Annotated in this window: 20 protein-coding genes; 16 read left to right on the plus strand and 4 right to left on the minus strand. The window is 68.9% G+C overall.

The annotated features are described in order from the left end of the window. Positions 1-3: 3 nt before the first annotated feature. The 4 genes from AB0E69_RS26935 (at position 4) to AB0E69_RS26950 (ending at position 6,555) form a co-directional block, all read left to right on the plus strand. A complete protein-coding gene (locus AB0E69_RS26935; RefSeq protein ID WP_360151709.1) occupies positions 4-1,719 on the plus strand; it encodes a CTP synthase in 1,716 nt (571 codons plus the stop codon). After that, complete coding sequence (locus tag AB0E69_RS26940; RefSeq protein WP_360151712.1) at positions 1,716-2,366, plus strand: NUDIX hydrolase; 651 nt, start codon at positions 1,716-1,718, stop codon at positions 2,364-2,366. Before AB0E69_RS26935 ends, AB0E69_RS26940 begins: the two co-directional genes overlap by 4 nt. A gap of 93 nt (positions 2,367-2,459) precedes the next feature. Continuing rightward, a complete protein-coding gene (locus AB0E69_RS26945; RefSeq protein WP_360151715.1) occupies positions 2,460-5,816 on the plus strand; it encodes a GH92 family glycosyl hydrolase in 3,357 nt (1,118 codons plus the stop codon). A 16-nt stretch (positions 5,817-5,832) separates the two neighbouring features. Further along, the gene (locus AB0E69_RS26950) at positions 5,833-6,555 is read left to right on the plus strand and encodes a peptidylprolyl isomerase (RefSeq protein ID WP_360151718.1); all 723 of its coding nucleotides are present in this window, start codon (positions 5,833-5,835) and stop codon (positions 6,553-6,555) included. On the opposite strand, the gene AB0E69_RS26955 is transcribed toward AB0E69_RS26950, so the two are convergent. Continuing rightward, entirely contained in the window at positions 6,538-7,140 is a 603-nt protein-coding gene (locus AB0E69_RS26955) for a hypothetical protein (RefSeq protein WP_360151721.1), read from the minus strand. The genes AB0E69_RS26950 and AB0E69_RS26955 overlap by 18 nt on opposite strands. A gap of 28 nt (positions 7,141-7,168) precedes the next feature. Between AB0E69_RS26955 and AB0E69_RS26960 the strand changes: the two genes are divergently transcribed. After that, positions 7,169-7,573 (plus strand): cupin domain-containing protein, encoded by a 405-nt coding sequence (locus AB0E69_RS26960; RefSeq protein ID WP_360151724.1) that lies wholly within the window; start codon positions 7,169-7,171, stop codon positions 7,571-7,573. Here AB0E69_RS26960 and AB0E69_RS26965 read toward each other — a convergent pair. After that, a complete protein-coding gene (locus AB0E69_RS26965) occupies positions 7,565-8,395 on the minus strand; it encodes an LLM class F420-dependent oxidoreductase (RefSeq protein WP_360151727.1) in 831 nt (276 codons plus the stop codon). The genes AB0E69_RS26960 and AB0E69_RS26965 overlap by 9 nt on opposite strands. 410 nt (positions 8,396-8,805) lie before the next feature. Between AB0E69_RS26965 and ald the strand changes: the two genes are divergently transcribed. The 10 genes from ald to AB0E69_RS27015 all read left to right on the plus strand — a co-directional run bounded on the left by ald (position 8,806) and on the right by AB0E69_RS27015 (position 19,006). Then, positions 8,806-9,921, plus strand: coding sequence for an alanine dehydrogenase (gene ald / locus AB0E69_RS26970; protein WP_360151730.1), 1,116 nt, complete (start codon positions 8,806-8,808; stop codon positions 9,919-9,921). Further along, a complete protein-coding gene (gene xerD, locus AB0E69_RS26975; RefSeq protein WP_360153092.1) occupies positions 9,918-10,850 on the plus strand; it encodes a site-specific tyrosine recombinase XerD in 933 nt (310 codons plus the stop codon). Before ald ends, xerD begins: the two co-directional genes overlap by 4 nt. Before the next feature lie 27 nt (positions 10,851-10,877). Further along, positions 10,878-12,128 carry a hypothetical protein gene (locus AB0E69_RS26980; protein ID WP_360151733.1) on the plus strand — a complete coding sequence of 417 codons (1,251 nt, stop codon included), beginning with the start codon at positions 10,878-10,880 and terminating at the stop codon, positions 12,126-12,128. Between the two features lie 15 nt (positions 12,129-12,143). After that, positions 12,144-13,388 carry a low temperature requirement protein A gene (locus AB0E69_RS26985; RefSeq protein WP_360151736.1) on the plus strand — a complete coding sequence of 415 codons (1,245 nt, stop codon included), beginning with the start codon at positions 12,144-12,146 and terminating at the stop codon, positions 13,386-13,388. Between the two features lie 195 nt (positions 13,389-13,583). Next, a complete protein-coding gene (locus tag AB0E69_RS26990) occupies positions 13,584-14,690 on the plus strand; it encodes a ParA family protein (protein ID WP_360151739.1) in 1,107 nt (368 codons plus the stop codon). Further along, positions 14,675-15,064, plus strand: a complete 390-nt coding sequence (locus AB0E69_RS26995) for a hypothetical protein (protein WP_360151742.1) — start codon at positions 14,675-14,677, stop codon at positions 15,062-15,064. The genes AB0E69_RS26990 and AB0E69_RS26995 overlap by 16 nt, the downstream gene beginning before the upstream one ends. Before the next feature lie 2 nt (positions 15,065-15,066). Beyond that, on the plus strand, positions 15,067-16,026 hold the full coding sequence (locus AB0E69_RS27000) for a segregation/condensation protein A (protein ID WP_360151745.1): 960 nt from the start codon (positions 15,067-15,069) through the stop codon (positions 16,024-16,026). After that, entirely contained in the window at positions 16,023-17,951 is a 1,929-nt protein-coding gene (gene scpB / locus AB0E69_RS27005) for an SMC-Scp complex subunit ScpB (RefSeq protein ID WP_360151748.1), read from the plus strand. The genes AB0E69_RS27000 and scpB overlap by 4 nt, the downstream gene beginning before the upstream one ends. Further along, a complete protein-coding gene (locus tag AB0E69_RS27010) occupies positions 17,941-18,675 on the plus strand; it encodes a pseudouridine synthase (RefSeq protein WP_360151751.1) in 735 nt (244 codons plus the stop codon). Before scpB ends, AB0E69_RS27010 begins: the two co-directional genes overlap by 11 nt. 16 nt (positions 18,676-18,691) lie before the next feature. Further along, positions 18,692-19,006, plus strand: coding sequence for a hypothetical protein (locus AB0E69_RS27015; protein WP_360151754.1), 315 nt, complete (start codon positions 18,692-18,694; stop codon positions 19,004-19,006). A gap of 32 nt (positions 19,007-19,038) precedes the next feature. Here AB0E69_RS27015 and AB0E69_RS27020 read toward each other — a convergent pair whose 3' ends face one another. Together AB0E69_RS27020 and AB0E69_RS27025 are read right to left on the minus strand one after the other, a co-directional pair. Next, a complete protein-coding gene (locus AB0E69_RS27020) occupies positions 19,039-19,974 on the minus strand; it encodes a hypothetical protein (protein ID WP_360151757.1) in 936 nt (311 codons plus the stop codon). Next, on the minus strand, positions 19,971-21,059 hold the full coding sequence (locus tag AB0E69_RS27025) for a prolyl oligopeptidase family serine peptidase (protein ID WP_360151760.1): 1,089 nt from the start codon (positions 21,057-21,059) through the stop codon (positions 19,971-19,973). The genes AB0E69_RS27020 and AB0E69_RS27025 overlap by 4 nt, the downstream gene beginning before the upstream one ends. 157 nt (positions 21,060-21,216) lie before the next feature. Here AB0E69_RS27025 and pafA point away from each other — a divergent pair, with 157 nt between their 5' ends. Further along, a complete protein-coding gene (gene pafA, locus AB0E69_RS27030; protein WP_360151763.1) occupies positions 21,217-22,578 on the plus strand; it encodes a Pup--protein ligase in 1,362 nt (453 codons plus the stop codon). Positions 22,579-22,617: the final 39 nt, after the last annotated feature.

The following is a 22,617-nucleotide window of genomic DNA, read 5'->3' on the forward strand; positions in this document are numbered from 1 at the left end:
CCCGTGGACAGGGCTTCTATTTCTCAGCGGACCAAACACGTATTCGTCACGGGGGGCGTAGCGTCGAGTCTCGGTAAGGGGCTGACCGCCTCGAGTCTCGGCAGTCTGCTGACCGCACGGGGCATCCGGGTGACCATGCAGAAGCTGGACCCGTATCTCAACGTGGACCCCGGCACGATGAACCCCTTCCAGCACGGCGAGGTGTTCGTCACCAACGACGGCGCCGAGACCGATCTGGACATCGGGCACTACGAGCGGTTCCTCGACCGGAACCTCTCCCAGGTGGCGAACGTGACCACCGGACAGGTGTACTCCAGCGTCATCGCCAAGGAGCGGCGGGGTGAGTACCTCGGCGACACCGTCCAGGTGATCCCGCACATCACCAACGAGATCAAGGAACGGATGCTGGCGATGGCCGGTCCGGACGTCGACGTGGTGCTGCACGAGATCGGCGGGACGGTCGGTGACATCGAGTCGCTGCCGTTCCTCGAGGCCGCTCGCCAGGTCCGGCACGACGTCGGCCGCGACAACGTCTTCTTCCTGCACATCTCGCTGGTCCCGTACCTCGCCCCGAGCGGCGAGCTGAAGACCAAGCCGACCCAGCACTCGGTCGCCGCGCTGCGGTCGATCGGTATCGCCCCGGACGCGGTGGTCTGCCGCTCCGACCGGCCGATCCCGGACGGCGTGAAGCGGAAGATCTCGCTGATGTGCGACGTCGACCAGGAGGCCGTGGTGGCCGCGCCGGACGCGCCGTCGATCTACGACATCCCCAAGGTGCTGCACGCCGAGGGCCTGGACGCGTACGTCGTCCGCCGCCTGAACCTGCCGTTCCGGGACGTCGACTGGACGCGCTGGGACGAGCTGCTGCGGGTCGTGCACCACCCGAAGGACGACGTCACGGTCGCGCTGGTCGGCAAGTACATCGACCTGCCAGACGCGTACCTGTCGGTCGCGGAGGCGCTGCGGGCCGGCGGCTTCGACAACGACGCGCGGGTGAACCTGCGCTGGATCGCCTCCGACGAGTGCGCCACCCCGGAGGCCGCGGCGCGGCTGCTCGGCGACGTGGACGCGATCTGCATCCCGGGCGGCTTCGGCGTCCGGGGAATCGAGGGCAAGATCGGCGCGATCCGGTACGCCCGCGAGCAGGGCATCCCGATCCTCGGCCTGTGCCTGGGGCTGCAGTGCATGGTGATCGAGGTGGCGCGGCACCTGGCCGGGCTGGACGAGGCGAACTCCAGCGAGTTCGACCCGGACGCCGAGCAGCCGGTAATCGCGACCATGGAGGAGCAGAAGCACATCGTCTCCGGCACCGGGGACATGGGCGGCACGATGCGCCTCGGGCTGTACCCGGCCAACCTGGCCGACGGCTCGATCGTCCGTGAGCTGTACGGCGCTCCGTCGGTCCAGGAGCGGCACCGGCACCGCTACGAGGTCAACAACGCGTACCGCGACAAGCTGGAGACCGCAGGGCTGGTCTTCAGCGGCCTGTCGCCGGACAACGAGCTGGTCGAGTTCATCGAGCTCGACCGGGCGCAGCACCCGTACTTCGTGGCCACGCAGGCGCACCCGGAGCTGCGGTCGCGGCCGACCAAGCCGCACCCGCTGTTCTCCGGCCTGGTCGCGGCTGCACTGGACCGCCAGCGCGAGTCCCGGCTGCCGGTGGACGAGCCCGCGGTCGCCAAGAAAGCCGCTGCCAAGACGACGGTCAAGGCTCGATGAAGGACTTTCCCGAGCTGCGCTTCGGTGGCGGACTGGCCGACAAGCCGGAGCACTGGCCGGTCTCCGCCTCCGAGGTGGTGCACGAGACCGGCCGGGTGATCTCGGTACGACGTGACACGGTCACGCCGGCCGGTGCGGACTCGTTCGTCCGGGATGTCGTCGTACATCCCGGTGCGGTCGGGGTAGTGGCCTTGGACTCGGACAACCGGATGCTGCTGGTCCGCCAGTACCGTCACCCGGTCGGCTACCGGTTGCTGGAGCCACCGGCCGGGTTGCTCGACGTCCAGGGGGAGCAGTACCGCCTGGGCGCCGAGCGGGAGCTGTGGGAGGAGACAGGGACCAAGGCGGCCGACTGGCGCCTCCTGGTCGACGCCTTCACGTCTCCCGGCCTCACCAACGAGGCTGTCCGGATCTTCCTGGCCCGCGACCTGTCGCCCGCGGACGAGGCGTTCAAGCGGGAGCACGAAGAGGCCGACATGGAGACGGTCTGGGCTCCGCTGGTCGATGTCGTCGGTGCGGTCCTGGCCGGCCAGCTCCAGAACCCCATCCTGGTGATGGGCTCGCTGGCCGCTTGGACTGCTCTGAACGGCCCGGGCTTCGACGTTCTCCGGGCCGCTGACTCTCCCTGGCCGGCCAAGGACCACTGAACCGTCCGTAGTCCTTGACGTGCGGTCCGTAGTGGGCTATTTGTTGCTGACAACGATGTCACTCCGCCCAGTTACGTCGAAGGTTGGCCGCCCATGCGTTTGTCAGCTGTCCTTGCCGTTGCCCTCGTCGCTCTCGCCGCACCTACCGCACAGGCGACACCATCACCGACACCGTCACCGTTCGGGGGAGGCAGCGACCACCCGACGACGGCCACACCACCTGATCCATCGGTCGCCGGACTGCGCGCGCCGGAGCTCGCGGGCAGCAGCCGGATCACCGAGAGCTCGCTGGACCCCACCGAACACGTCGACCCGCTGATCGGCGCCTCCAATGCGGGCAACACGTTCCCGGGCGCGGTGCTTCCGTTCGGGATGTTCTCGTTCAGCCCGGAGACGAGCCGGGGGAACGCCTACCGGACCGCCGCGCCCGGCGGCTACCTGTACGGCGCGACACGGATCCGCGGGTTCAGTCTCACGCACATGAGCGGTACCGGTTGCGCCGGCGGGTCGGGGGACATCCCGATCTTTCCGCTGGCCGGGGAGGTGACCACCTCGCCGCAGTCGGACGCGAAGGACGCTGTCTACGCGAGCACCTTCAGCCACACCAACGAGGTAGCCAAGCCCGGCTACTACAAGGTCGGTCTGGACTCCGGTGTGACCGCTGAGCTCGCCGCCACGACCCGCACCGGGTCCGCGGCGTTCACCTTTCCGGCTGACAAGGCCAAGACCCTGCTGTTCCGTACGTCGAACTCCGAGGTCGGCTCCAGCGACGCCGAGGTCAGCATCGACCCGGCCAAGCGAACTGTCAGCGGCTCGGTGACGGCCGGCAACTTCTGCGGCTACCTGGCCAGCGTGGCGCAGCGCAGCTACTACACGCTGCACTTCGTCGCCGAGTTCGACCAGCCCTTCAAGAACCAGGGGACCTGGACCGACAGCACCGTCACGCCGGGCAGCACGGCCGCTCGCGGCGGTACGACGTACGGCACCGACGGCTGGATGCCGCCGAACAAGGGCTCCGGTGGGTATGTCGGCTTCGACAGCGACAAGGTGACGATGCGGATCGGCATCTCCTACGTCAGCACCGCCAACGCCCTCGCCAACCTGCACGCCGAGAACCCCCGCGGTACGTCGGTCGCCGTGACGACCGCGAAGGCCAAGCAGGCCTGGCGCAAGCAGCTGGACCGCACCGAGATCACCGGCGGTACGACGGACCAGCGGACCACCTTCTACACCGCGATGTACCACGCACTGCTGCACCCGAACGTGTTCAGCGATGTCAACAAGCAGTACTGGGGTTTCGACCAGAAGCCGCACTACGTGTCGCGCGGACAGCAGGCGCAGTACGCCACCTTCTCCGGCTGGGACGTGTACCGCTCTCAGCTGCAGCTGTTGACCCTGCTCGAGCCAGAGCGCGCTGGCGACATCGCGCAGTCCCTGTTCAACCAGGCCGCGCAGAACGGCGGCATCTGGGACCGCTGGACGCATGCCTCCGGCAGTACCTCGGTGATGACGGGCGACCCGTCCGCGCCCGCAGTGGCCGGCATCTACGCGTTCGGTGGCACCAACTTCGACGTACGGGGTGCACTGAGGTCGCTGGTGAAGGCGGCGACCGTTCCGACCGCCAAGGACCTCAGCTCGGCCGGGAAGCCGGTCATGACGGTCGGCGAGCGGCCGTCGCTCGACAAGTACCTCGCGCTGCACTACGTACCGACCAAGTCCAACGCGTGGGGCGGTGCGGTTGAGACGCTCGAGGACGTGACCGACGACTTCGCCCTGGCGCAGCTGGCCCAGCGGACGGGTGACAGGACGACGTACCAGCAGTTCCTGAACCGGTCGCAGTACTGGCAGAACGTCTTCAACCCGCAGAACGGCGGCTACGTCCAGAACCGGGACGACAACGGGGCCTGGCCGGCGTTCACGCCGTCGACGTTCGACGGGTTCGCCGAGGGCAGCAGCGCGCAGTACACCTGGATGGTCCCGCACAACCGGGCCGGGCTGGTCGACGCGCTGGGCGGTACGGACGCGGCGAACCAGCGGCTGGACGCGTTCTTCAAGAACCCGGACGGCACCTGGGCGCTGACCGGAGCCAGCGAGCTGCACGCGGAGATGGACAACGAGCCGTCGATCAACACGCCCTGGATCTACAACTACACCGGCAAGCCGTACCAGACGCAGGAAACGTTGCGTCAGGCAATGAATCAGCTGTGGAACACCAGCACCGGTGGGATTCCGGGCAACGACGACCTCGGTGCGATGTCGTCCTGGTACGTCTGGACCTCGCTCGGGCTGTACCCCGACGTACCGAGCCGGTCGGAGCTGCAGGTCGCGGCACCGCTCTTCCCGCGCGCGGTGATCCACCGGGACGGTGGCAAGACGATCCGGATCAACGCGCCGGGCGCGGACGCGACGTACGTGCAGTCGCTGAAGGTGAATGGTCGTACGACGACCAAGCCGTGGCTGCCGGAGTCGTTCGTGCAGCAGGGCGGCACGCTGGACTTCAAGCTGGGTGCGACGCCCAACACCGCATGGGGCGCCTCCCCACAGGACGCACCGCCGTCGTGGCGGACCGGTGAGATCCCGTTCCAGACCGCCACCGACGCCAGCCGGGTTGTGGTTGCTCCTGGCACCACCAGCGGACCCATTGCTTTGCAGGCGTACCGGCTGAGCGGTGCGGCGCAGGACGTGACCTACACGGTCAAGACACCGACCGGTCTCACGGCCACGCCGGCCAGCGGCACGTTCCACGTCGACAAGACCGGCAACGCCGCAGTGACCATCAGCGCAGCAGCAGGTACGCCGGACGGCCGCTACCCAGTCACGGTGTCGATGAAGGCCGCTGACGGCACCGCGCTGCCGCAGGTCGGTTTCACTGTCGTCGTCGGCCTCCCGAACTCGTTCTTCGTACTACGTGAGGGCGTGGGCATCTCCGACGACAACGGCGACCACACGGAAGCTGACTACGACGGCGGTGGCGTCAGCTACTCCCGTCAAGCGCTGGCCGCGGCCGGTCTAACTCCTGGTGGCACCGGCAGCGTCCAGGGACTCAGCTTCACCTGGCCGGATGTCCCCGCGGGCGACCCCGACAACGTGCCCGCCGACGGTCAGCTGCTGAACCTCGACCTCCCAGCCGGTACGACGAGGCTGTCGTTCGTCGGCAGTGCGGTCAACGGCAACCAGCAGACGACCGCGACGCTCAACTACGCGGACGGCACGACGTCACCGATCGACCTGTCCTTCAGCGACTGGACGCTGGGCGGCGGTGGGGACACGCTGCACTACGGCAACGTGATCGTTGCGACCACGCCGTACCGGAACGAGTCGGGTGGCGGCAGGGACAACGTCACGACGCACATCTTCGCCACGGCGCCTGTGACCTTGACCCGAACGCCTGTCAGCATCACGCTGCCACAGAACCGCGACCTTCGGCTGTTCACCGTGGCAGCCGGCTGAACGGGAGGGATTGCTGATGAGAGTTCCGAGTGTGATCGCTGGTGCGACGCTGATGGTGGCCAGCCTGCTGGTGGCCACTGCGCCCGCCGACGCTGCGCTTCCGACGACAACGAATGGCCCATGCGGCTACGAGGCGACGCCGGACGACCCGGCGGTCCGTCCCGTGTCGCTGCCGCCGGACCCGCTGCACACGCCGGACCAGGGGATCGTGAAGGTCCTCGTCGCGACCAACCGGGGCCCGATGCTGCTCTCGCTCGACCGGGCCAAGGCGCCGTGCACGGTGCAGAGCTTCCTGCACCTGGCCAAGAGCCGGTTCTACGACTTCACCACGTGCCACCGGCTCACGCTCTACCCGACGCTGAAGGTCCTGCAGTGCGGCGACCCGAGCGGGACCGGTGAGGGCGGACCGGGCTACAAGTACAAGGACGAGCTGCCCACGGACCTTCCGAACTGGCCCGGCGACTCCACCGGTACCCGGAAGGTCTACGCCCGCGGCACGGTAGCGATGGCCAACGCGGGCCCGAACACCAACGGCTCGCAGTTCTTCCTGGTCTTCGCGGACTCTCGCCTGCGCCCTGACTACACCGTCTTCGGCACAGTCGACCGCCTCGGCCTCGCCACGCTCGACCGGGTAGCAGCCGGTGGCACCGTGGTAACCCCCGACAACCCGGACAATCTGGACGGCGCACCCGCCCTCAAGACCGACATCCTGGTCGCCCGCTCACTGGGCGTCCGGTAGGACCTCGCCGCCGCCCTCCGCGAGGGCGGCGGCGACCAGCCGGCGGCTCGCCGCGAACTCCTCGGCCGGGACCTTCGGGAGCAGGTCGTCCCAGGCGGCGATCATGGCGCCGCGGAGCTGCATCATGCCGAGGGGACGGGCCAGGAACCACAGGTGGAAGTGCTCACTGCTGTCGCCCCACCGGTTGAAGTGGGTCCGGCCCACGCTGTCGAGCCGGCGAATCGCGTTGGTGACTCGCTGGATCAGCACACCCAGAGTCGCGGTGAGTTCCGGCGGCATGTTGTCGAGCCGGTAGTGCTCGGTCGGCTCCAGCACACCGACGAAGGGCAGCCCGGTAGGCCCTAAAGCCTTCAACTGCCACTGGTGGTCCCGCCAGATCACGGACCGGTCCGGGTCGGAGCAGGTGAGGCACGGCGGGCCACCGGCTTCGCCCCGCCGCGGCGGCTCGGGCAGTACCGGGTCTGCGAGGCGGACCACCTGCACGTCGCCTTCGAAGGGAAAGAACGGTTCGCCGAGCAGTGGTTCGACGGACATGCGCTCGCCGTACGGCAGACGAGCGTGGTAGTCGGACGGCAGCTGGTTCATGCCCTGCACTGTGCCGGAGGATGGGCTCATGCGAAAGCCGGAGCTGGCCAGCTTGTTGGGTCTCGAGCCGCACCCGGAGGGTGGGTGGTACCGGGAGACGTGGCGGTCGGACGTCGAGTTCGAGCCGGACGGGTACGACGGAAAGCGCGCGAGTGCTACCGCGATCTACTTCCTGCTGGCGCCGGGGGAGGAGTCGCGCTCGCACCAGGTGCGGTCGGCGGAGATCTGGCTGTGGCACTCCGGCGGCCCACTGACCCTGCAGTACGGCGAGGAGACCGCGACCCTCGGCCCGGACGTGCAGGCAGGACACCAGCCTCAGGTGGTCGTCCCGGCCGGGGCGTGGCAGTCGGCACGCCCCGCTGGTGACCAACCGGTGCTGGTGTCCTGCGTGGTCTCGCCCGGCTTCGACTTCGCCGACTTCCGCCTAGGTTAGGACTGTCGCCAGCGCCTCGTACCCGGGCAGCAGATCGATCCCCTCCTTGCCCAGCTGCTGAATCGCCACGTGGTCGGCGCCGGCGTCCAGGTGTGCCTTCAGCCCGGCCGCGATGTCCACCGCCGACCCGTGCAGCACCAGCGCGTCTACCAGCCGGTCGCTGCCTCCGTCGGCGAAGTCGTCGTCGGTGAACCCGAGCCGCTGGAAGTTCGCCAGGTAGTTGCTCAGCTGCAGGTACGTCGCGAGCGTCTCCCGCGCGGTCGCCCGCGCGATTTCCGGATCGGTCTCCAGCACGATCATCTGCTCCGGCGCGAGCAGCACACCACCACCGAGCACGCGCCGCGCCTCGCGGGTGTGGTCCGGCGTGGTCAGGTACGGCAGCGCACCCGCCGCCCGCCGCCCGGACAGCTGCAGCACCTTCGGCCCGAGCGCGGCCAGCGCACGTCGCTCGGCCGGCACCTTGGCGTCGTCGAGCTCGTCGAGGTAGTTCACGAGCGCCTCGTACGGCGACGCGTACGTCGCGGTGTGCTCCCGGTGGCCGACGCCGACCCCGAGCAGGAACCGCCCCGGCTGCTCGTCCTCCAACCGGTGGTACGACGCCGCGACCTCGGCCGCCGGCGACTTCCAGACGTTCACAATGCTGGTGCCGACAGCAACCGAATCCGTTGCGGCCAGCAACACCTCGGCGTCGCGCAGGTCCGCTTTCGGGGAGCTCCCGAGCCATAACGTCCCGTACCCCGCCTGCTCCAGGCCCGCCGCCAGTTCGGGACCGTAGTGCTGGGCCCCGTGCCAGACCCCGTACCGTCCCAGTTCGACCGCCACGCCGTGCTCCTCTCGTCGACCGTCACGCGTGCAGCCCGGGGCGGACGGGCTCCAGTACCAAGCATCTCCTCCGCGCCGGAGTAGCCGTCAACAATGGTTGTCACGTCAAGGGTGCGAACTCGTTGCCGGCGGCCCGGGGAACGGCGCTCCGTGGCGGCAAGCTCACCGACCGTGCCCGGATCCGGGTCGTGCCGGTCCGGCCGGATTATCGACGGGGTACCGGTGGGGCAGGTGTAACCGAACCGCCACGCGCGAATGTGTGCGTCGCGTGAAGATCAGACCATCCCATCCGGTGGTATGAACCTCGCGGGCATACACTCGGCAGCGACCTGGCAGCTCACCCCTCAACCGCCGGGCCGCGGACACAACGACGTGGGCCGTACACCTGGAACGTGAAAGAAGGGCAAGTTGTGAAGGTCGGAGTACCGAAGGAAGTCAAGAACCACGAGTACCGGGTGGCGATCACGCCGTCCGGTGTGCACGAGTTCGTGCGCAGCGGGCACGAGGTGCTGATCGAGCAGGGGGCGGGCAACGGATCGCTGATCCCGGACGCGGAGTTCGTCGCGGCGGGGGCGCGGATCGTGCCGACCGCGGACGACGTCTGGGCCGACGCGGAGCTGGTGCTCAAGGTGAAGGAACCGGTGGCGGAGGAGTACCACCGGATGCGCAAGGACCAGGTCCTGTTCACGTACCTGCACCTGGCCGCCAGCCGCGACACCACCGACGCGCTGACGAAGGCCGGCATCACGGCGATCGCCTACGAGACCGTCCAGTTGCCGGACGGGACCCTCCCGCTGCTGGCGCCGATGAGCGAGGTGGCCGGCCGGCTCGCACCGCAGTCCGGTGCCTACCACCTGATGGCGCAGGGCGGCGGCCGCGGCGTGCTGCTCGGCGGCGTGTCCGGCGTGCACCCGGCCCGCGTGGTCATCCTCGGTGCCGGGGTCTCCGGGATGAACGCGGCCGCGATCGCGCTCGGCATGCAGGCGCAGGTGCAGCTGTTCGACCGCAACATCGCCCGGCTCCGCCAGGCCGACCAGATCTACCAGGGCCACCTGCTGACGATCGCCTCGAACGCCTACGAGATCGAGCGCGCGGTGCTGGAGGCCGACCTGGTCATCGGTGCGGTCCTGGTCGTCGGTGCGAAGGCGCCGAAGCTGGTCACCAACGACATGGTCAGCCGGATGAAGCCGGGCAGCGTGCTCGTCGACATCGCGATCGACCAGGGCGGCTGCTTCGAGGACTCCCGTCCGACCACGCACGCGGACCCGGTCTACAAGGTCCACAACTCGTTGTTCTACTGCGTCGCGAACATGCCCGGCGCGGTCCCGAACACGTCGACGTACGCGCTCACCAACGTGACGCTGCCGTACGCGATCGAGCTGGCGAACCTGGGCTGGCGGGAGGCCCTGAAGCAGGACCACAGCCTCGCGCTGGGCCTGAACACCTTCGATGGCCACGTCACCTACGGACCGGTCGCGGACGCGCACGACCTGTCCCAGCTGAAGCTCGACGAGGTCCTGGTCTGAGCATTGCGCGAGCGGTCGGCGCGTACCTCGACCACCTGACGGTCGAGCGCGGCCTGGCCGCGAACACGTTGGCGTCGTACCGGCGGGACCTGCGCCGGTACGGCGACTTCCTCGCCTCGGTCGGGATCGACGATCTCGGCCGGGTGACCGAGGCCGTGGTCAGCGACTTCCTGATGCGGCTACGCGAGGGTGACGCCGACCATCCACCACTGACCGCGTCGAGCGCCGGACGGACGGTGGTGGCGGTCCGCGGGTTCCACCGGTTCTGTCTGCGCGAGGGAATCACTGCGGTGGACCCGGCGGCCGCGGTGAAGCCGCCGGCGCCACCACAGCGGCTACCGAAGGCGCTGTCGGTGGACGAGGTGACGCGGATCCTCTCCGCTGCGGCTGGAGCAGAGGCGGAGCCAGCTGTGTTGGCTACGCGCGACGCGGCGTTGCTGGAGTTCCTGTACGGCACCGGCGCCCGCATCTCCGAGGCGGTCGGGCTGGACGTCGACGACATCGACCTGGACGCCGGTGCGGTCCTGCTTCGCGGCAAGGGCAGCAAGGAGCGGGTGGTGCCGGTCGGGTCGTACGCCCGCGAGGCACTGTCGGCGTACCTGGTCCGCGGTCGTCCTGACCTGGTCTCCCGAGGTCGCGGGACCCCGGCCCTGTTCCTGAACGCCCGCGGCGGCCGCCTCTCCCGCCAGAGCGCCTGGACCGTACTGCGCCGAGCCGCCGAACGCGCCGGGATCGCCAAGGAGATCTCGCCGCACACCCTCCGCCACTCCTACGCCACCCACCTGCTCGACGGCGGCGCCGACGTCCGCGTGGTCCAGGAGCTCCTGGGCCACGCCTCGGTCACAACCACCCAGATCTACACCCTGGTCACGGTCGACAAGCTCCGCGAGGTCTACGCAACCTCCCACCCCAGAGCCCTCCACACCTGACCCCACGCCGCCGCGATACTCGGTGCTGTGCCGATCCCAGCGCAAGAGTTCGTGACGGCCTTCGCGCAGCAGCTGTCCGACTACAGCGGTCGCGACGTCGCCCAGGTCAGTGCTGATGTCCGGTACGGCGGCGACAATCTCCCGCTCTGGGTCACCGACCTGCTGACGGAGGACCTGCGCGCCTACATCGAGGACCCGGCCCGCCCGGACCTCGCCCGGTTCCGGCCGGTGTACGAGAGCGCCCGCCAGTCCGTCATGGACCTCCTGCGGCGTGAGCTCCCGCGGGCGACGAGGCCGGACACGGGGTTCGTGACCGAGCAGCTGGAGGCGCCGCGGGCTCACGCCGGACGAGTGTTCGCCACCGCGGTCGGTTTCGTGGACTCGACCGGCACGCAGACCGGCGAGCCACGTTCACTCGACCGGCAACGAGCCTTGCGGGCGCATGCCGCGCTGGAGTCGTTGCACGGGCTGCCGGAGGATCGGCGGCCGGACCTGGCGAAGCTGGCGCAGTGGCAGGCTGCAGCGGAGGACATTGCCCGGAGTGACCGTCCGGGCCGCAGGGAGAGCCTCGCCGCCGAGATCGACGGGACCCTGGAGCGGGCGGCCGGCTACCTGCACGAGGTGCCTAGGTCCGGCACCCGTGCCGAGGATCTACTTCGGGCTGGTACCGCCATCGCGTGGACGGCGGACCGGCAGCTCGACTTCAAGGTTCAGCTCGGGGTCGCGGGCGTGCTCGGACGGACCGAGACACCGGGGAGCGACAGGTTCGAGGGGCGGCTGGCGGCCAGCTTCGCGCAGGGCGTTGCCGCCGCGTCAGGCCGCCCGGCGGCGTACGCACTGGAGCGATTCGTCGCCGAAGCGCACAGGCACGGGCGAGACCAGTGGGCTGAAGCCGGCCGGATCCTGGTCCCGGACGGCGCGGTCGTGCACGCCTCCCACGTCGACCTGGCCTACGCGCGCTCGTTGGTCAAGAACGCGATGCGTGACGAGCTCCTGACCCACTACGGCAATCCGGACCGGATGCCCGACCTGACGCCGGAGGAGGTCGGGCTGCGGGCTGCCGCGGCCGGTACGGCGATGGTCGGCGAGCTGAGCATCGACCTCCCTACGTCCCCGGTTCTGGACCCGGACCTGGAGTCAACCGTCGCGGCGGCCTCCGACGGAGTCACCGCGGCCGGCGGACGGACCGCGTATTCGGCGGCCACGCTGGATCCGGATCAGGAGAGACTTATCGCATCGGTCGAGCGCGGGCCGAAAACCGAAGGTCACTCGTACTAGCTCTAGTCTCCTCGGGTGAGTGAACAGGGGACGGCGGCTGAGGAGCGGCATGCCAGTTGGTTGGAGTTGTTCTTCGACCTGACCGTGGTGGCTGCGGCGGCGCAGATTTCGCATCGGTTGCACGGGGCTGAGACGGTCGGGCAGGTCGCCGTGTGTGCGGCGATGTTCTACGCGGTGTGGAGCGTCTGGACCGCGACCAGCGTGTACGCGAACGTCGCGGGCGAGCGCACCAGGCGCCGCGCCGTACTGCGGACCATGCTGGGGATCGGTGTGATGGCTGCCGCGGTACCGGGGGTGTGGCCGGGGCTGCTGCCGGAGCATGACGACGTACCGCACGGTGGCAGCCGGACCATCGCGTTCACGGTGGCGTTCCTGGTCTGCCGCGGGATCGCTGCGTCGTCGGCCAACCGGGACGGGAAGGTCATCGGTTTCTGGCCGGCCACCCAGGGCGTCATGGCTGCTCCGTGGATCGTCGCCCTGTTCGTCCAGACGGAGACGGCGTACTGGCTGTGGCTCGGTGGGATCGTCGCAGACCTGCTGTTTTCGGTGATGGGTGCTCGCAACCCGAAGGCCTTGAAGCAGCGGGCGGACAGCGTCCGGCACCAGCAGGAGCAGGAGCAGCGCCGGGCGTCGTGGATCAACCGCCTGCCGTTCGGTCGCCGCGAGGATGTGCAGGTGAAGCCACCGCTCATCACCGTGGCCAAGGTCGAGCGCGGGCACCTGGACGAGCGGCTGGGCCTGTTTGTGATCATCGTGCTCGGTGAGGCGCTGGCACAGGTCGTGGCAGCCAACACCGACCTGGACTGGAACTGGCAGGTCGGTCTGGCCTCGCTGGCCGCGTTCTGGTTGCTCATCCAGCTGTGGCAGCTGACGACGCTGTACGGGTTCAGCCCGGCGCCTCGCAGTACCACTCCCCTCGAGCCGTGGGCCGCACTGCTCGCCCACCTCGTCGTCACCGGAGCCATCGTCGCGATGGCGGCCGGACTGGGTGGGCTGATCCCGGATGCGGGTGAGCACCTGGAGACGAAGGACCGCTGGTACCTCTTCGGCGGGCTGGCGCTGTACTTCGTGATCAGCGGGGTGGCCGGCGTGATCGGCCGGGTCCGGCTTCGCTGGTTCCTCGGCTGGCAGCTGCCGTGCCTGATCGCCTCGATCCTGCTCGCGGTCCTGGCCGACGGACTCCCCGCGTGGACGCTCGCGATCGCTGCTGCCGCCGTACCGAGCTGGTTCTACAGCTACAACCGGCTCGTGAAAGGTTAGACCCCGGTTCCGGCGCAATCGGAACGGTGTGCGATCATCTGATTACGGTTGGTCATCCAGACCGGGTGATCGGCCGGGTCCGGAGCTTTGTCGACATTCGACCCGACCCCGGTGCGGAGTGGCTGGTTGAGAGTGCTTGAATGCACGCTTACAGTCGCTGGGATCGCCCGTATCGGTTGAAAGGTTTGACGAGTCATGAACGAGTCGACATTCCCGGGCACCGAACGATTCTCGGGACACCTGCCGGAGCACCTTCCGGCCCCGGAACCGGCCCACCAGCCGATCAGCACCCCACCCAGCACGTCACCCAGTCCTGCACCGACCACGCCACCCGACGGCAACCCCGCGCGCCCGGTTCCGCCGGCGCGGCTGCCCGACAACTATGCGGAGATGCCGAAGCCGACGGCCAAGCTCACCGCGGAGGACCTCGCACCTGTGAACGACCCGAACGGCCCGCGTAACAAGATCGGGCCGACCGGCCGGCCGCTGCCGGACCTGCCGGAGCCGAAGCCGCCGACGAAGACCGGGCCGGCGCAGGTGATCGCGATGTGCAACCAGAAGGGTGGCGTCGGCAAGACCACCACCACGATCAACCTCGGCGCGGCGATCGCCGAGACCGGCCGCAAGGTCCTGCTGATCGACTTCGACCCGCAAGGGTCGGCCTCGATCGGCCTCGGCGTGCAGCCGCACGACCTCGAGCTGTCGGTCTACAACCTGCTGATGCAGCGCGACATCACCCCGGACGAGGTGATCCGGCCGACCAGGGTGGAGAACCTCGACCTGCTGCCGGCCAACATCGACCTGTCCGCGGCCGAGGTGCAGCTGGTCCAGGAGGTCGCCCGCGAGTACACGCTGCAGCGGGTGCTCGAGCCGATCATCCCGAACTACGACGTGATCCTGATCGACTGCGCTCCGTCGCTCGGTCTGCTCACGGTGAACGCGCTGACCGCGTCGCACGGCATCGTCGTACCGCTGGAGTGCGAGTTCTTCGCGCTCCGCGGCCTGGCCATGCTGACCGACACGATCGGCAAGGTGCAGGACCGGCTGAACCCGAAGCTGGAGATCGTCGGGATCCTCGGCACCATGTTCGACGGCCGCACCACGCACGCCCGGGAGGTTCTCGACCGGGTCGTGCAGGCGTTCGACGAACGTGTCTTCCACACCGTCATCCGGCGTACCGTCAAGTTCCCCGAGACCACGGTCGTCGGGGAGCCGATCACGACGTACGCCCCGTCCTCGTCCGCGGCGCACCAGTACCGCGATCTTGCCAAGGAGGTGCTCGCGCGTTGTCCCGCCGGGTGAGCCTGCCAGGTGCCAGCGAACTCTTCGGGGGTGCGGCACCGCAGCAGACCAAACCCGAGAAGCGCACCACCACTGAAGGCCCGGCGTCGGTCCGGGCCCGTACGACGGTCGTCGACGACCGGAAGTCGAGTGGTCGGATCCGGCACGACACGAAGATCACCGTGTACGTGACGGAGGAGGAGCTGCTCGGCTTGGAACAGACCAGACTCGCGCTGCGCGCGGAACACGGCCTGATGGCCGACCGCGGCCGGATCGTCCGCGAGGCGATCGACGTGCTGCTCGCCGACTTCGTCGACCACGGGCCGGACTCGGTGCTGGTGCGGCGGCTTCGCGCGTCCGAGGACCGGGCCGCGGAGCTCAAGGGCACGGAGTGACCGTGTCCTCGGACTCGTTGCCGCTCGACCTGGACGCGCCACCGGCTGTTGCCGAGGGCAAGGGGTTCAGTGTTCACCTGGTGAACTTCGAGGGGCCGTTCGACCTGCTCCTGCAGCTGATCTCGAAGCACAAGCTGGACATCACCGAGATCGCGCTCTCGGTGATCACGGACGACTTCATCGCGCACATCAAGGCGCTCGGGTCGGAGTGGGACCTGGACCAGACGTCGGAGTTCCTGCTGATCGCGGCGACGTTGCTCGACCTCAAGGCGGCCCGGCTGCTGCCGAAGGGCGAGGTCGAGGACGACGAGGATCTCGCGCTGCTCGAGGCTCGGGATCTGCTGTTTGCGCGGTTGTTGCAGTACCGGGCGTTCAAGCAGATCGCGGCGCTGGTGCAGGAGCGGATGGCGGTCGAGGCGAAGCGCTTCCCGCGATCGGTCGGCGTCGAGCCGCGGTTCGCCGAGCTGTTGCCTGAGGTGTTGCTGGGTCTTGATCCGGCCGGTCTCGCGGCGTTGGCCGCGCGGGCGATGGCGCCGAAGGACGATGTGGTGCCTGGGGTGTCGCTGGCCCACCTGCACGCTCCGCGCGTCACGGTCCGGGAGCAGGCTCTGGTGATCGTCGACAGGTTGCGGCGACAGCGGGCGACAACTTTCCGCGCGCTGGTCGCCGACTCGCCGGACACTGTCACCACCGTGTGCCGTTTCCTGGCGTTGCTGGAGCTCTTCCGCGAGGCAGCCGTCACCTTCGACCAGGTCACGCCACTGGGCGAACTGACCATCCGCTGGACCGGCACCGACGAAGGCTCGATCGCCGTCAGCGACGAGTTCGACGAAGAACAAAAACCCCCGTCCGAGGAAGGCGAAGCCCCCCAGGTAGACGACAACCCCGACTTCCTGGAACCAGGCCCCACCCACACCGAAGAAGACCCCACCCCCGAACCCACCGAGACGGCCCCCCAGTGACCAACCCCACCACCCCCCACCCCGCCGCCTCACCCAGCACTAACCCCGCCGCACCCACCTCCCACGCCTCCCACGCGGACAGCCCACCCCCGGACACCCCACCAACCGAGGAACTGGCCGGCGCCGACCTCGCTGCAGACCCAACCACCGCCAACCCGGCTGGTGACCGGCTTGCTGTGGACGCGGCTGGTGACAAGCCCGCTGGGGACAAGCCCGCTGGGGACCCAGCCACCGGCCAGCCTGCGGCTGAGCACCTGGCTACCCCCGCACTCAACTCCGAGGCCGGTACTCCGCAGAGCGATAGCGCGTCTGCCGAGGACGAGACCGCGGAGGACGCCCCGTCTGACGAGCAGCGTTCAGCGGCCGAGGGACCGGCTGATGGCGGGCTCGCTGGAGACCCGGCCCTCGACGAACCGCCCGGTGGCGAGCCCGCTGGAGACCCAGCCACCGGCGACCCGGCTGGTGGCGAGCCCGCTGGAGACTCAGCCCCCGGCCAGCCTGCGGGTGAGCACCCGGCTGCCCCCGCGCTCAACTCCGAGGCCGGTACGCCGGAGAGCGGTAGCGCGTCTGCCGAGGACGAGACCGTGGAGGACGTCCCGTCTGACGAGCAGCGTTCAGCGGTCGACGACGGCATCGACGAAGACAGCACACAGTCCGAGGACGCCGCACCAGCAGAGGACGGCGCACCAGCAGACGACAGCGCCTCGGCGGACGACGACGTACCCGCAGACGACGACGTACTGGGAGAGGACGGCGTACCCGCACACGACGACGTACCCGCGGAGGGTGGCGTATCGGCTGGGGGTGAGGAGCATCTGCCGCCGGGGCAGACTGCGGTGCCGCTGGGGGATGAGGTTGTTGTTGATGATGAGACGATGCGGCGGGCGCTGGAAGCGATCCTGATGGTGACGGACGAGCCGCTCCCCGTGTTGACGTTGGCGAGAGCGGTCGGCCGGCCCACGGGTGATGTGGCGGACGCGTTGGTGCAGCTGGCGGGGGAGTACACCGACCAGGGTCGCGGGTTCGACCTGCGCGAGATCGGTGGCGGCTGGCGGTACTACACCCGCGCAGAAGCCGCGCCGTACGTCGAACGCTTCGTCCTCGACGGCCAACAGGCCCGCCTCACCCAGGCCGCACTCGAGACCCTGTCAGTTGTCGCATACAAACAACCAGTCAGCCGCGCGAGAGTCTCCGCCATCCGTGGCGTGAACGTCGACGGTGTCATGCGCACCCTCGTAGCCCGAGGCTTGGTCGAGGAGGCGGGAGCCGACACCGACTCCCAAGCCACCCTCTACCGCACCACGACGTACTTCCTGGAACGCATGGGCATGCAGTCCCTGGACGACCTCCCCGAACTAGCCCCCTACCTCCCCGACATGGACGACATCGAAGAGGAACTGGCCGCCCAATCCCTACCACCCGCCGACTCCCCAGAACCAGGCACGCCGACCTCCGACGAACCGCCCGCCACGTCGGGAGCTGAGGAAGCCGCATCCGACGGCGGCGACCGCGCGACGGCTACCGACGAGCTGGCCGCGGAGGGTGCTCCAGCCGTGAGCGCGGAAGCTGACCTGGACGAGACCGACGAGGCCTCGGTGGACACCGACGAGGACCAGGCAGGCACTCCGGCGTCCGGCGAAGCGGATGGCGTCTCGGAGAATGACTTCGGCGAGGACGGCTCGTACGACGCTGGGGACGTCGGGATCGACGGGGACCTGGTGGTTGACGAGGCCGTGGAGCTGGATGTCGAGCACAAGGAAGACGCGTTGACGCCCTCAGATGAGATGGGCGCGTCGGACGAGACCGACCCGACAGACGCTGACGTACTGACGCGTGAAGACGAACCCGCAGAGGACGAATCGGCGGTGGGCGGCGGCCAGCCGGCGGGGGATGACTCCGGGGAGGGGGTGCGGGATGGAGGGTGAGGGGAAGGTTCGGTTGCAGAAGGTTTTGGCTCGGGCGGGGGTGGCTTCTCGGCGGAATGCGGAGATCTTGATCGAGGAGGGGCGGGTCGAGGTTGACGGGGTGGTGGTGACCGAGTTCGGGGTCCGGGTGGATCCGGAGCTTGCCGTGATCAGGGTGGACGGTGAGCGGATTCCGCCGGTCAGTGCCAACGTCTACCTCGTGCTCAACAAGCCGCGCGGTGTGGTGACGACGATGTCGGACCCGCAGGGGCGGCCGTGTGTCGCCGACTTCGTGCAGGATCGGCCGGAGCGGCTGTTTCACATCGGCCGGCTCGACACCGACACCGAAGGCCTGCTGCTGCTCACCAACCACGGTGAGTTCGCGCACCGCCTCGCGCACCCGTCGTACGAAGTCTCCAAGACGTACGTCGCCGAAGTAGACGGCAACGTCAAACCAGCGGCACTGCGCCAACTCCTCGACGGCGTCAACCTCGACGACGGACCCGCCCAGGCGGACACCGTCAAGGTCGTCTCGACCGTCCCCGGCCGCACCCTCGTCCAGATCACGCTCCACGAGGGCCGCAACCGCATCGTCCGTCGCATGTTCGACGCGGTCGGTCACCCGGTCAAGCGCCTGACCCGCACCGCGATCGGCCCGGTACGCCGTGGCAACCTGCACACCGGCGAGCTCCGCGACCTCGACCCGAAGGAACTCGGCCAGCTTCTCGACCTGGTCGACCTGTAGCCCGCACACTGTCCGCATGTGGGCCGTGATCGGGGTATGGGACATCGACGAGGACCTGATCGACGCGATCCGCAGCCAGGTGCCCGACATGGCCGCAGGCAAGATCAACCTGCCCGGCTTCGTCCACGGCACCTGGACGATGGACGGTCACGCAGTACTCGTCTTCGCCGACGAGCCCAGCGCACTCCAGTACTACGAAGACATGCTGACGCAGGGCGCCGTCGACCGTCCCGGCATCCGCAGCGTGGTCTGGCACCTGTCCGAGGTCGGAGCCGAGTCGGACACCACCGGCTGGACCGCCCGCGACGGCACCCGCCACGCCCAGCCCTAGCCGCCAGACCTAGCCGACCAGCGCGTCAACCCTCATTCGCCGTAGAGCAGCGCGTCCGCCTCGGAGCTGCCGGGGAAGTGCCGGAAGTAGGCCTTGTCCTCCGGAGCCACCAGTTGGTTGCCGACCTTGCCCAGGCCCTTGATGACCGTTGCGGTGCCGTTGGCGTGGCTGACGGCGTACAGGTAGCCGTTGCGGGTGTCCTTGTCGATCGCCAGCAGCACTGTGCTCTGCTTGCCGCACCTCTCGGCGATGAGCGTCTCGAAGCTCTGCCAGGTCGACGAACGCACCTTCTTGACCACCGGCCCGCCCCTGGACGGGATGCGGATCGTGTACAGCGCCCCGCCGCGGGTGTTGGCCAGGAACGTGTCGTAGGTGGCGGTCTGGCTCAACAGCGCCATCGTCTTCACCGCCGAGAACCCGGTGTATGTCGCCTTGTTGCGCCAGACGGACCCCTCCACGGTCCAGCGCGTGATGACGTTCCCCTCGAGCGCGTACGTGTTGGTGCGCGGGACGGGGTACGTGTAGGCGTTCGACTGCTCGAAGTAGGTCTGGTGGATCCAGCCGCCACCCACCTTGGTCTTCTGGTACGACGCGGGGTCGAGCTCACCCGTGGTCAGGTCCGTGACGTACCGGAACCGGTAGAGGTCGTTGACGATCTGTACGTACCCCGAGTCTGCCATGCCCGCCGGCGGGTCCGGCTCCCAGCCGACGGACGACGCGAGCCGCACGCTGTCCACCGGGAAGAGCGCCTTGGGCCCGACCTTCGGCGTACCCGCCGTCACCGGCGTGGTCGCTGTGATCCGCTGGAACTTGTGGTCGCCCTGCACCGTCACCGTACCGAGCGTCAGCGAACAGACAGCCGTAGTCCGCGCCTGCGCCGTGGCTTGCGCGTGGGCCGCTCCGGGCACCAGTGCAGCCGCCGCCATCGCCGTACCGAGCATCCCCACCGCATACCGCAGTCTCGTCATGCCGCACAGGCTAGGGCTTCCCGGAAGAACGAGTAGACCAGTTTGCGTACGGCGGCTACCGCGCGCCCGGACCCGACCAGCTGGGCCCGAGCGGCAGCCGACATGAGCCCTGCGGCCTGCAGTTGCGGAGCGAACGCCGCATAGTCCGTCCACACCCAGTGGTTGGCGTCAGCCAGCTCCACCCGCCGCACCGGACCGCCGTGAGACATCACCGCGTCCCACGTCCGATCGAAACGCGAGTCACGGTACCCGTCCGTCCCAGCGAGCAGCAGCGGCTTTCTTGTCCCGTGCTGCGCTATCGGATAGAGCTCACCATCCAGCGTGTCGAGATAGCCCTCCAGGTTGACCGCTGCCGCGACCCGCGGGTCGTCCAACGTGACAGCCGCGGTCGCACCACCTGCAGAGTGCCCGTAGACCCCGATCCGCCGCGTGTCGACCGGCACCGGCAGCTCGGACAGGTGGTCGAGCACGAACCGTACGTCGTCGAACCGCGTCCGCATCATCAGCCGGGACAGTACGGCGTCGGTCACTGTCGACGGTGGCATCTCGATCACCCGCAGCCGCCCGTCCGGATACGAGACCTCGCTCGCCTCACCCGGGTGGTCGATCGTCACCACGACGTACCCGTGGCTGGCCAGCTCCTCCGCTACCGACGTGCCGATGGTCCGCGGGTCCGCACCACCCGGGCTGTACAGCAGCACTGGCCGACGACCCGGTGCAGCGGGCGCCTCGACGTACGAGTGCGTCAGCGTGGCCGCCCAGTCCACCCCGCTGGTCGGCAGCTCGGGGTGGAGCAGCCCAGCGTCCAACCCCTTGAACACGGCAGCGGCAGCGGGTGTCAGCTGCGGAGCCGGCGAACCTCCTCCGCGAGCGGGGTAGAAGAGCGAGAGCACCAGCTCTCGGGTGCCGGTGTGGTTCCAGGGGTCAGTCCGCGAGGGATCAGTCAGTGACATCGTCCGCATACCGATCCGCCACGGCCCGGTCGGCGCTGGCAGCCGCAGACGAAGCTCGGAGGCAAAGGCGGGTGTAGTCGCCGCGGCCAGTGGCAAGGCGGCGGCTGTGGTGAGAAATGCTCGTCGTCTCATGCCCCGAGGCTGACCGTCCCGCTGGTGCAGGTCAGCACCCGAGGGCACATCTCCACCCGGATTTCCTGCCCTGGGTGGAGCATCAATGGGGTAACGCCGGACGGCGGCGCGCCTGAGATCTGGCCCGGTTGTCCGGGGAGCGCCGTACTGTGGTGATGTGAACCGGCGAATCTTCGGTCTGGAGAACGAGTACGGCGTCACCTGTACGTTCCGCGGGCAGCGGCGACTGACCCCGGACGAGGTGGCGCGGTACCTGTTTCGGCGGGTCGTGTCCTGGGGGCGGAGCAGCAACGTCTTCCTCCGCAACGGGGCGCGGCTGTACCTCGACGTGGGCTCCCACCCGGAGTACGCGACGGGGGAGTGCGACTCGGTCACCGACCTGATCGCACACGACAAGGCCGGGGAGCGGATCCTCGAGGGTCTGCTGGTGGACGCGCAGAAGCGGCTGCACGACGAGGGCATCTTCGGCGACGTCTACCTGTTCAAGAACAACACCGACTCGGCCGGCAACAGCTACGGCTGCCACGAGAACTACCTGGTCAGCCGGCACGGCGACTTCGCCAAGCTGGCCGACGTGCTGATCCCGTTCCTGGTCACCCGGCAGCTGATCTGCGGCGCCGGCAAGGTGCTGCAGACGCCGCGCGGCGCGGTGTACTCCGTGTCCCAGCGCGCCGAGCACATCTGGGAAGGGGTGTCCAGCGCGACCACCCGGTCCCGGCCGATCATCAACACCCGCGACGAGCCGCACGCGGACGCCGAGCGGTTCCGCCGGCTGCACGTGATCGTCGGCGACTCGAACATGTCCGAGACCACCATGCTGCTGAAGGTGGCCAGCACCGACCTGGTGCTGCGGATGATCGAGGCCGGCATCGTGATGCGTGACCTGACTCTGGACAACCCGATCCGGGCGATCCGCGAGATCAGCCACGACATGTCCGGCCGCCGCGAGGTCCGGCTGGCCAACGGGCGCGAGGCGAGTGCCCTCGACATCCAGACGGAGTACCTGACCAAGGCGCGCGACTTCGTCGACCGCCGCGAGCTCGGGACGCCGGCCGTCGAGCGGGCGCTGTCGCTGTGGGAGCGGACGCTGAAGGCGATCGAGTCCGGCGACCTGTCCGGGATCGAGCGCGAGATCGACTGGGTGATCAAGTACCGGCTGATCGAGCGCTACCGCTCGCAGAACAACCTCGGCCTGGCCAGCCCGCGGGTCGCGCAGCTCGACCTGGCGTACCACGACATCCACCGCCCGCGCGGTCTGTACTACCTGCTCGAGCGCAAGGGCGCCGTCACCCGGGTGGTCGACGACCTGCGGGTCTTCGAGGCCAAGTCGGTGCCGCCGCAGACGACCCGGGCGCGGCTGCGGGGCGAGTTCATCAAGCGCGCGCAGGAGCGCCGCCGCGACTTCACCGTCGACTGGGTGCACCTGAAGCTCAACGACCAGGCCCAGCGGACCGTGCTGTGCAAGGACCCGTTCAAGTCCCATGACGAGCGGGTCGAGAAGCTCATCGCGAGTATGTAGGTCTTCGCTAAATCGAGTGCCCGGCCGGTTCTTGATCGC

The organism is Kribbella sp. NPDC026611, from assembly GCF_040638345.1.
Lineage (GTDB): Bacteria > Actinomycetota > Actinomycetes > Propionibacteriales > Kribbellaceae > Kribbella.

Excerpts from the sequence above, each read along its gene's own strand:
- AB0E69_RS26940 (WP_360151712.1), top strand. The coding sequence starts at position 1,716 with ATGAAGGACTTTCCCGAGCTGCGCTTCGGTGGCGGACTGGCCGACAAG.
- AB0E69_RS26945 (WP_360151715.1), top strand. The coding sequence starts at position 2,460 with ATGCGTTTGTCAGCTGTCCTTGCCGTTGCCCTCGTCGCTCTCGCCGCA.
- AB0E69_RS26950 (WP_360151718.1), top strand. The coding sequence starts at position 5,833 with ATGAGAGTTCCGAGTGTGATCGCTGGTGCGACGCTGATGGTGGCCAGC.
- AB0E69_RS26955 (WP_360151721.1), bottom strand. The coding sequence starts at position 7,140 with ATGAACCAGCTGCCGTCCGACTACCACGCTCGTCTGCCGTACGGCGAG.
- AB0E69_RS26960 (WP_360151724.1), top strand. The coding sequence starts at position 7,169 with ATGCGAAAGCCGGAGCTGGCCAGCTTGTTGGGTCTCGAGCCGCACCCG.
- AB0E69_RS26990 (WP_360151739.1), top strand. The coding sequence starts at position 13,584 with ATGAACGAGTCGACATTCCCGGGCACCGAACGATTCTCGGGACACCTG.
- AB0E69_RS27010 (WP_360151751.1), top strand. The coding sequence starts at position 17,941 with ATGGAGGGTGAGGGGAAGGTTCGGTTGCAGAAGGTTTTGGCTCGGGCG.
- AB0E69_RS27015 (WP_360151754.1), top strand. The coding sequence starts at position 18,692 with ATGTGGGCCGTGATCGGGGTATGGGACATCGACGAGGACCTGATCGAC.
- AB0E69_RS27020 (WP_360151757.1), bottom strand. The coding sequence starts at position 19,974 with ATGACGAGACTGCGGTATGCGGTGGGGATGCTCGGTACGGCGATGGCG.
- AB0E69_RS27025 (WP_360151760.1), bottom strand. The coding sequence starts at position 21,059 with ATGAGACGACGAGCATTTCTCACCACAGCCGCCGCCTTGCCACTGGCC.